Below are 7,112 nucleotides of genomic sequence, written 5' to 3'. Positions count from 1 at the left end.
CCGCCCCCCTGCCGCTGCACACCGGGACAGCCGGAAAGTGGGAGGAGCGTACCTGGCGGGACTGGGAGCCCGAGCACGACAGCATCGTGTTCTTCCGGCCCACCGCCTGGCATGAGGTACGGCCGGTCAGCTGCCCGAGCAAGCAGCACGCGGACAGCCGTTTCGCCGTCAACGGCTGGCTGTGCAGCCCCGACCCCGCGAACCGCGGGAATGACGTGAGCCCGTAGGAAGTGTTACGTGGCGATGGGTGGCGGTCCCCGTTCCGGGGCCTCCGGGGGCCTTTCGGAACGGGGAACCGTACGGGGCCGTACCGGGATCAGGCCGGGCGGGCGAGCAGGGCCGGTGGGAGTGGCGTGGTGTGGAGGACCGTGAGGCCTGAGACCGCGCGGGTCAGGGCCACGTAGAGGCGGCGGAGGCCGGTGCGTTCGTCGGGTTCCGCCGCCACGACCGACGCCGGGTCGTCCAGGACCACATAGTCGTACTCCAGGCCCTTGGCCAGGGAGGCGGGTACGAGTGTCAGCCGGGAGGCCGCCGTGGTTTCCTCGCCCGGCGAGAGCCAGGGCATGCCCGCCGCCGTGAGGGCCTCGCGCAGGGCCGGGATTCTGGTGTCCGCCGCGATCAGGCCGATGGAGCCCTCGTGGGCCAGGGATTCCGTGCAGGCCGCGACGACCGCCGCGTCCAGGGCCGCGGCGTCGCGTACCTCCCGTACCTCCAGCGAGCCCGGCGACTCACGTACCGACTCCACCGCCGTCAGGCCCGGCGAGATCTCCGGCAGCAGTCTCGACGCGTACGCGATCACCTCGCGCGGCACACGGAAGCCCGCCGTCAGCTCCTCGACCACCGCGTCCGACTTGCCGAGATGGTGCAGGGCCTCCGCCCAGCTCGCGGTGGCCCACGGCGTGGTCCCCTGGGCCAGATCGCCCAGGACCGTGGCCGAACCGGTCGAACAGCGGCGGCCCACCGCGCGGTACTGCATCGGCGAGAGGTCCTGGGCCTCGTCCAGTACGACATGGCCCAGCGAGTGCGTACGGGCGATCAGATCCGCCGTCTCGTCGATCAGCACCGCGTCCGCCGGCGACCACTTCACGGACTTCACGCTGCGCGCGGGCTTGGTCCACAGGACCGTCCGCTGCTCGTCCGGCGTCAGCAGCCCCTCCGCGTGCTCGGCCAGGAACTCCGCGTCGGAGAGCAGCCGCAGCACCAGCTTCGCCGGATCGACCGGCGGCCAGATCGCCTTGACCGCCGCCTTGACCGCCGCGCCGCGCGCCACCGCGTCCTGCACCCGGTCGTCGGGCGCCTCGCCCGCCCGTTCCATCTGTACGAGCACGGCGTGGGCGATCCGCTGCGGAAGCGCCTCGCGCGCGGCGCCGTAGCGCATGTCCCGGTCCAGCAACTGCTGGACGATCTCCTCGATCTCGTACGCGGGCACCCGCCACCGCCGCGAGCCGCGCACCACCACGACGCCCTCCGTCGGCGCGGTGACATGCGAGCGCACGGCCCGGCGCAGGACCTCCGCCATCCGGGCGTCGCCCTTGAGCACGGCGGCGGGCGCCGGATCCGTACCGCGTACGTCGACGGAGGCGACCAGCGCGTCCACCGTCGACTGCCGTACATCCAGCTCGCCCAGCGCGGGAAGCACCTGCTCGATGTAGTGGAGGAAGGACGCGTTCGGCCCGATGACCAGCGTGCCGGTACGGGCCAGCCGCTCGCGGTGCGCGTACAGCAGATAGGCGACCCGGTGCAGACCGACGGCCGTCTTGCCGGTGCCGGGACCGCCCTGGACACAGACCGTGCCGCCGAGATCGCTCCGTACGATCTCGTCCTGCTCCGGCTGGATCGTGGCGACGATGTCCCGCATCGGGCCCACGCGCGGCCGTTCGATCTCGGCCTGGAGCAGCTTGCTGGAGCGCGCCGCCTCGGTGGGATCGGAGAGACGCTCGTCCTCGTACGCGGTGAGGTCGCCGCCCGTGTAGCCGAAGCGACGGCGCAGCGCGACATCGTGCGGGTCCTTCTTGGAGGCCCGGTAGAACGGCTGGGAGACGGGCGCGCGCCAGTCGATGACCATGGGATCGCCGTCGGCGTCATGGACATGGCGTCGGCCGATGTAGAAGCGGTCGCCCTCGGCGCCTTCGGCCTCCGCCGCTCCGACCTGGTGCAGATAGTCGAGCCGGCCGAAGAAGAGCGGAGTGTGGGAGAGATCGGCGAGCGCCTTGATGCGCTCCTCGATCTGGGCCTCCAGGACGGCGGCGTTGACCCAGTTCGCGGTGACATCCCGGATGTCGAGGGCCTGGACGTCCTCGCGCATCGCGCGGAGCGCGGAACGGGAGGCACTGAGGTGGGCGCGCTCGCCGGCCAGGGGATCGGCGGCGGGATCGGCTGCGGGGCCGGTGGGATCGGCGAGGTCGGCTGCGGGGCCGGCCGGGAGCGCTTCGGGCGTCGTGGTGGGATCGGAATCGTACGCGGGCACGGTGTTGCCTCCGGGCTGTACGCACACCGACGGGCCGCGAGCCTGTCGGTCGGCGTGGATCACATCATGGCGGTGGCCGTCCGGTTTCCGTCCGGACGACGGCACTCCGCTGAGGGAGGCGGGCAAGGTGGGCGATTGTAGCCAGCGGGTTGCGAACGGGCGAATGCTTTTTCCCGACCTGGCGACCCTCGCCGTATGCCCGGCCCTGGCCCCGCCGTATGCCCGGCCGCGTGCCGCCGCGTCCCTCCCGTAGGGGACATCCCGTATGCCGTGAGTCGTACATGCCACCGCGCCCGGAGTCGTACATGGCGCTGTGCGCGGTTCCGTCCATGGATCGATGTGTTCCGGTGGCCGTGAATCCACTATGGACATATGAGTAGCGCAGCCTTTACCCCAGCCCATCCCCCGCACAGCGCGCCGCCGCCACCGGGCGCGACCGTCTCGGGGGCCGCACCCAACCATCCCGTCCACCACGTCGGCAACGCACTGCGCGCGGTCAAGGTCTTCGTGAGCACCGCGTTCCGGGTGGCCGTCCTCGGGGAGTACGCGGAGGAGGCCGATACCAGCCGTGGCCACCGGCTCTGAGAAGATCTGTCCGAGGGACGCGGACGGGACCCGGACTTGACCTGGACGGGACCTGAGGGACGCCCTCGATCCCGCTGATCCACTAGGGTCGCGGCCGTGACCTACCGGACCGTGACCACCCGCTCACTCGCCGCAGTGGGCGTGCTCGCCCTGTCGCTGGCCGCATTCGCCACCCTCTGCCTCGCCCGGCACATCCCGATGGCCGACACGCTCGTCTACCGGGCGGAAGGCGCGGCCGTCGTCGGCGGCACCGATCTCTACGGGTTCACGGTCACGCAGTGGCAGCTGCCCGCCACCTATCCGCCCTTCGCGGCGATCCTCTTCGTCCCGACCACCTGGCTGCCCGTCGACGCGCTCAAGGTCGTCTTCGTCATCGGGAACGTCGCGCTGCTGGCCCTCTTCGTACGGCTGTCCTGGCGGTTCGCCGGGCTGCCCGCCGGTCCTGTGCCGCTGGTCGTCGCCGTAGCCGTGGGGCTCTGGCTCGAACCGGTCTTCCAGACCGTCCTGTTCGGACAGATCAATCTCGCCCTCGCCTGTCTCGTCCTCTGGGACCTGTCCAGACCCGAGCACGCGCTCGGCAAGGGCTTCGCCCTCGGTGTTGCCGCGGGCATCAAACTGACTCCGGCCGTCTTCATCGTCTATCTGCTGGTGACCGGGCGCGTACGGGCCGGGCTGACCGCCGTCGCCTCCCTCACCGCCACGGTGCTGCTGGGCGTGCTCGTACTGCCGCAGGCCAGCGGCGAGTTCTGGACCAGGCGCGTCTTCGAGACCAGCCGGGTCGGCAAGGCGTGGATCATCGACAACCAGTCGCTGCAAGGGCTGCTGGCACGCGTCCTGCACACCACGGAGCCGGGCGCGCTGTGGACGGTGACCGCGGCGGTCACGGCGGCCGGCGGGCTGTGGCTGGCGCGTACGGCCGTCGTACGGGCCGGTTCCGAGCGTTGGGGCGTGCTGGTCACGGCGCTGACCGCGCTGCTCGTGTCGCCGATCAGCTGGTCGCATCACTGGGTGTGGTGCGTACCGCTGCTGGCGGTGCTGATCGCGGAGCGACGGTTCCGTACGGCGGCGGCGGTCGGCGTGGTCTGGACGGCGCGCAGCTTCTGGGCCGTACCGCACGAGGGCGAGCTGGACCTCCGGCTGGCGTGGTGGCAGCAGCCGGTGGCGTCGCCGTACGCGCTGTGCGCGCTGGGACTGCTGGCGTTCGCGGGCTGGCGTACGGGTACGAGTACGGGCCTGGCGCGGGCGGACACGGGCCCGGTGCTCCCGACGCCACGCGCCGAGTCGGTCCGGGCGAGGGCGCGGGGATGAGCACGCGGCCGGGCCCGGACCGGGACGTCGCGCCGGGCCCGTACCGGACCGAGTGCCTTGCCTGCCGAGCCCGCCGCGCCCGCCCGCTCAGTTCTCCGCGAGCAGTTCGTCCGCGTCCACGATCCGGTACGCGTATCCCTGCTCGGCCAGGAACCGCTGGCGGTGTGCCGCGAAGTCCTGGTCGATGGTGTCGCGCGCCACGACCGAGTAGAAGCGCGCCTCATGGCCGTCCGCCTTGGGACGGAGCACCCGGCCGAGGCGCTGTGCCTCCTCCTGGCGGGAGCCGAACGTGCCCGACACCTGGATCGCGACCGTCGCCTCCGGCAGATCGATCGAGAAGTTCGCGACCTTCGACACCACGAGCACCGAGATCTCGCCCTGCCGGAACGACTCGAAGAGCAGCTCGCGCTGCGCGTTGCTGGTCTCGCCCTTGATGACCGGCGCGTCGAGATGCTCGCCCAGCTCGTCGAGCTGGTCGATGTACTGGCCGATGACGAGCGTCTGCTCGCCCATGTGTTTGCGTACCAGCGCCTCCGTCACCTTCCGCTTGGTCTCGGTCGTCGCGCAGAACCGGTACTTCTCCTCCGTCTCGGCGGTCGCGTACGCGAGACGCTCGCCGTCGGTGAGATTGACCCGTACCTCGACACAGTCCGCCGGAGCGATATAGCCCTGCGCCTCGATCTCCTTCCACGGCGCGTCGAACCGTTTCGGCCCGATGAGCGAGAAGACGTCCGACTCCCGGCCGTCCTCCCGTACGAGCGTCGCGGTCAGCCCGAGCCGGCGGCGGGCCTGGAGATCGGCGGTGAACTTGAAGACGGGCGCGGGCAGCAGATGCACCTCGTCGTAGACGATCAGGCCCCAGTCACGGGAGTCGAAGAGCTCCAGATGCGGATAGACGCCTTTACGACGGGTCGTCAGCACCTGGTAGGTGGCGATGGTGACCGGGCGGATCTCCTTCTTCGTACCGCTGTACTCGCCGATCTCCTCCTCGGTGAGCGAGGTGCGCTTCACCAGCTCGTGCTTCCACTGGCGGGCGGAGACGGTGTTGGTGACCAGGATCAGTGTCGTCGCCTTGGCCTCGGCCATCGCACCGGCCCCGACCAGCGTCTTTCCCGCGCCGCAGGGCAGGACGACCACACCGGAGCCGCCGTGCCAGAAGCCCTCGACGGCCTGCTTCTGATACGGGCGCAGCGCCCAGCCGGTCTCGTCCAGCTCGATGGCGTGCGCCTCGCCGTCGACATAACCGGCGTGGTCCTCGGCCGGCCAGCCCAGCTTGAGGAGCGTCTGCTTGATCTGGCCGCGCTCGGAGGGATGCACGGCGACGGTGTCCGGATCGATCCGGGCGCCGACCAGCGGCTGGACCTTCTTGGAACGGAGGATCTCCTCCAGCACCGGACGGTCCGTGGAGGTCAGGACGAGACCATGGGTGGGGTGCTTGGAGAGGGTGAGCCGGCCGTAGCGCGCCATCGTCTCGGCGACATCGACGAGCAGGGCGTGCGGCACGGGATACCGTGAGAACGCCACCAGCGCGTCGACCACCTGCTCGGCGTCATGCCCGGCGGCCCGCGCGTTCCACAGCCCGAGCGGAGTCAGCCGGTAGGTATGGATGTGCTCCGGCGCGCGCTCCAGTTCGGCGAACGGCGCGATGGCGCGGCGGCAGGCGCCCGCCTGCTCGTGGTCGACTTCGAGCAGCAGTGTCTTGTCGCTCTGGACGATGAGAGGTCCATTCACAGCGGCGCCCTTTCCGTTGCCAAACGACAAGTGTCGCGCATCCCGAGCGGATCCGGACCGGGGAACTTCCTGGGGCGTACGTGGATGTGGCGAGGGCACCCGGGTGCTATGACCGCTGAGACGGAAAGTACGGGAAGAACCGGGCCGGGCAGAGCCGCTCGGGTGGGCACGTCCATGGGTATACCGACGGGTATGTCGTTGGGAAGATCCGTACGTAGGTTTGTGCGCAGGCCGGTACACAAGCCGGTGCGCAGCTCGGCACGTCGTAAGTCCTGGGGGCGGGCCGTGCTGCGGGTCCTTGTTGTGGGCGTGGCTCTGGTCGCGCTGGTGGTTTTCTCCGCCGTGCTGGCCAGGCTGACGCTGACGCCGTCACCCGTGTCGGCGGAGATCGCGGGGGCCAATCTGCGGCCGGGACGGTCGCTGCGGCAGTACCTGGAGGACTACACCTTCCTCGCCGCATGCAAGCAGATCGGCGGCAATCTGCTGCTGGGCGCGCCTTTCGGGCTGCTGCTTCCGGTGCTCGTACCGCGCAGGATGCGCATGGTGCGGGTGGTGCTGCTCACGGCGGTGGTGATGGTGCTGGTGGAGCTGGCCCAGGGCGCGATGGTCGAAGGGCGCGCCTTCGATGTGGACGATGTGATCCTGAACACAGGCGGTGCGCTGATCGCGTATCTGCTCGTGGGCCGGCGGATCGGGCGGCGGTTCCGCGCGCTGGAACCTGTGAGCGGGCCGTCGGTGAAGCCCGTGAAGCCGGTGAAGCCGGTGAAGCCTGCGAAGGGTAAATCCACCGGCTGACCAACCGGCTGATCCACTGCGTCATGTGGTTCGTGTACGGAATCATTGTCCACATACTTGAAAAGCGTGCGGAGTGTCACTACCTTCCCCGGATTGAAAGCGGCACCAGTGTTCCACCACCGCCGAGGAAGGCACTTCGCCCATGAAGAAGCCCTTGAGCCGCCGCACATTCCATCAACTCGCCGCAACTCCGCTGCTCATGGCCCCGGCCGTGCTGCGGCCCGCC

The 7,112-nt window shown here is 70.2% G+C and carries 5 protein-coding genes and 1 pseudogene; 4 read left to right on the top strand and 2 right to left on the bottom strand.

What is annotated here, in order from left to right; genetic code table 11:
* Positions 1–227: 2OG-Fe(II) oxygenase (locus GA0115259_RS14920; protein ID WP_141716569.1), on the top strand; the 227-nt coding region annotated here is incomplete at its 5' end.
* Positions 228–316: 89 nt separating this feature from the next.
* On the opposite strand, the gene GA0115259_RS14915 is transcribed toward GA0115259_RS14920, so the two are convergent.
* Positions 317–2,356, bottom strand: a complete 2,040-nt coding sequence (locus tag GA0115259_RS14915) for a HelD family protein (protein WP_237540009.1) — start codon at positions 2,354–2,356, stop codon at positions 317–319.
* A 483-nt stretch (positions 2,357–2,839) separates the two neighbouring features.
* On the opposite strand from GA0115259_RS14915, the gene GA0115259_RS14910 reads away from it, so the two are divergent.
* Positions 2,840–3,052, top strand: coding sequence for a hypothetical protein (locus GA0115259_RS14910; protein ID WP_093596382.1), 213 nt, complete (start codon positions 2,840–2,842; stop codon positions 3,050–3,052).
* 96 nt (positions 3,053–3,148) lie between these two features.
* Positions 3,149–4,360 (top strand): glycosyltransferase 87 family protein, encoded by a 1,212-nt coding sequence (locus GA0115259_RS14905; protein WP_256098006.1) that lies wholly within the window; start codon positions 3,149–3,151, stop codon positions 4,358–4,360.
* Between the two features lie 87 nt (positions 4,361–4,447).
* On the opposite strand, the gene GA0115259_RS14900 is transcribed toward GA0115259_RS14905, so the two are convergent.
* Positions 4,448–6,091 carry a DNA repair helicase XPB gene (locus GA0115259_RS14900; protein WP_093596380.1) on the bottom strand — a complete coding sequence of 548 codons (1,644 nt, stop codon included), beginning with the start codon at positions 6,089–6,091 and terminating at the stop codon, positions 4,448–4,450.
* A 192-nt stretch (positions 6,092–6,283) separates the two neighbouring features.
* On the opposite strand from GA0115259_RS14900, the pseudogene GA0115259_RS14895 reads away from it, so the two are divergent.
* Positions 6,284–6,800 (top strand): annotated as a pseudogene (locus GA0115259_RS14895) (VanZ family protein); the annotation flags it as partial.
* Between the last annotated feature and the right edge of the window lie 312 nt (positions 6,801–7,112).

Origin of the sequence: Streptomyces sp. MnatMP-M17, from assembly GCF_900091995.1 — a bacterium.
Taxonomy (GTDB): Bacteria; Actinomycetota; Actinomycetes; order Streptomycetales; family Streptomycetaceae; genus Streptomyces.
Note: the sequence above shows the minus strand (reverse complement) of the source record. Positions and strands in the feature narration are given on the sequence as shown.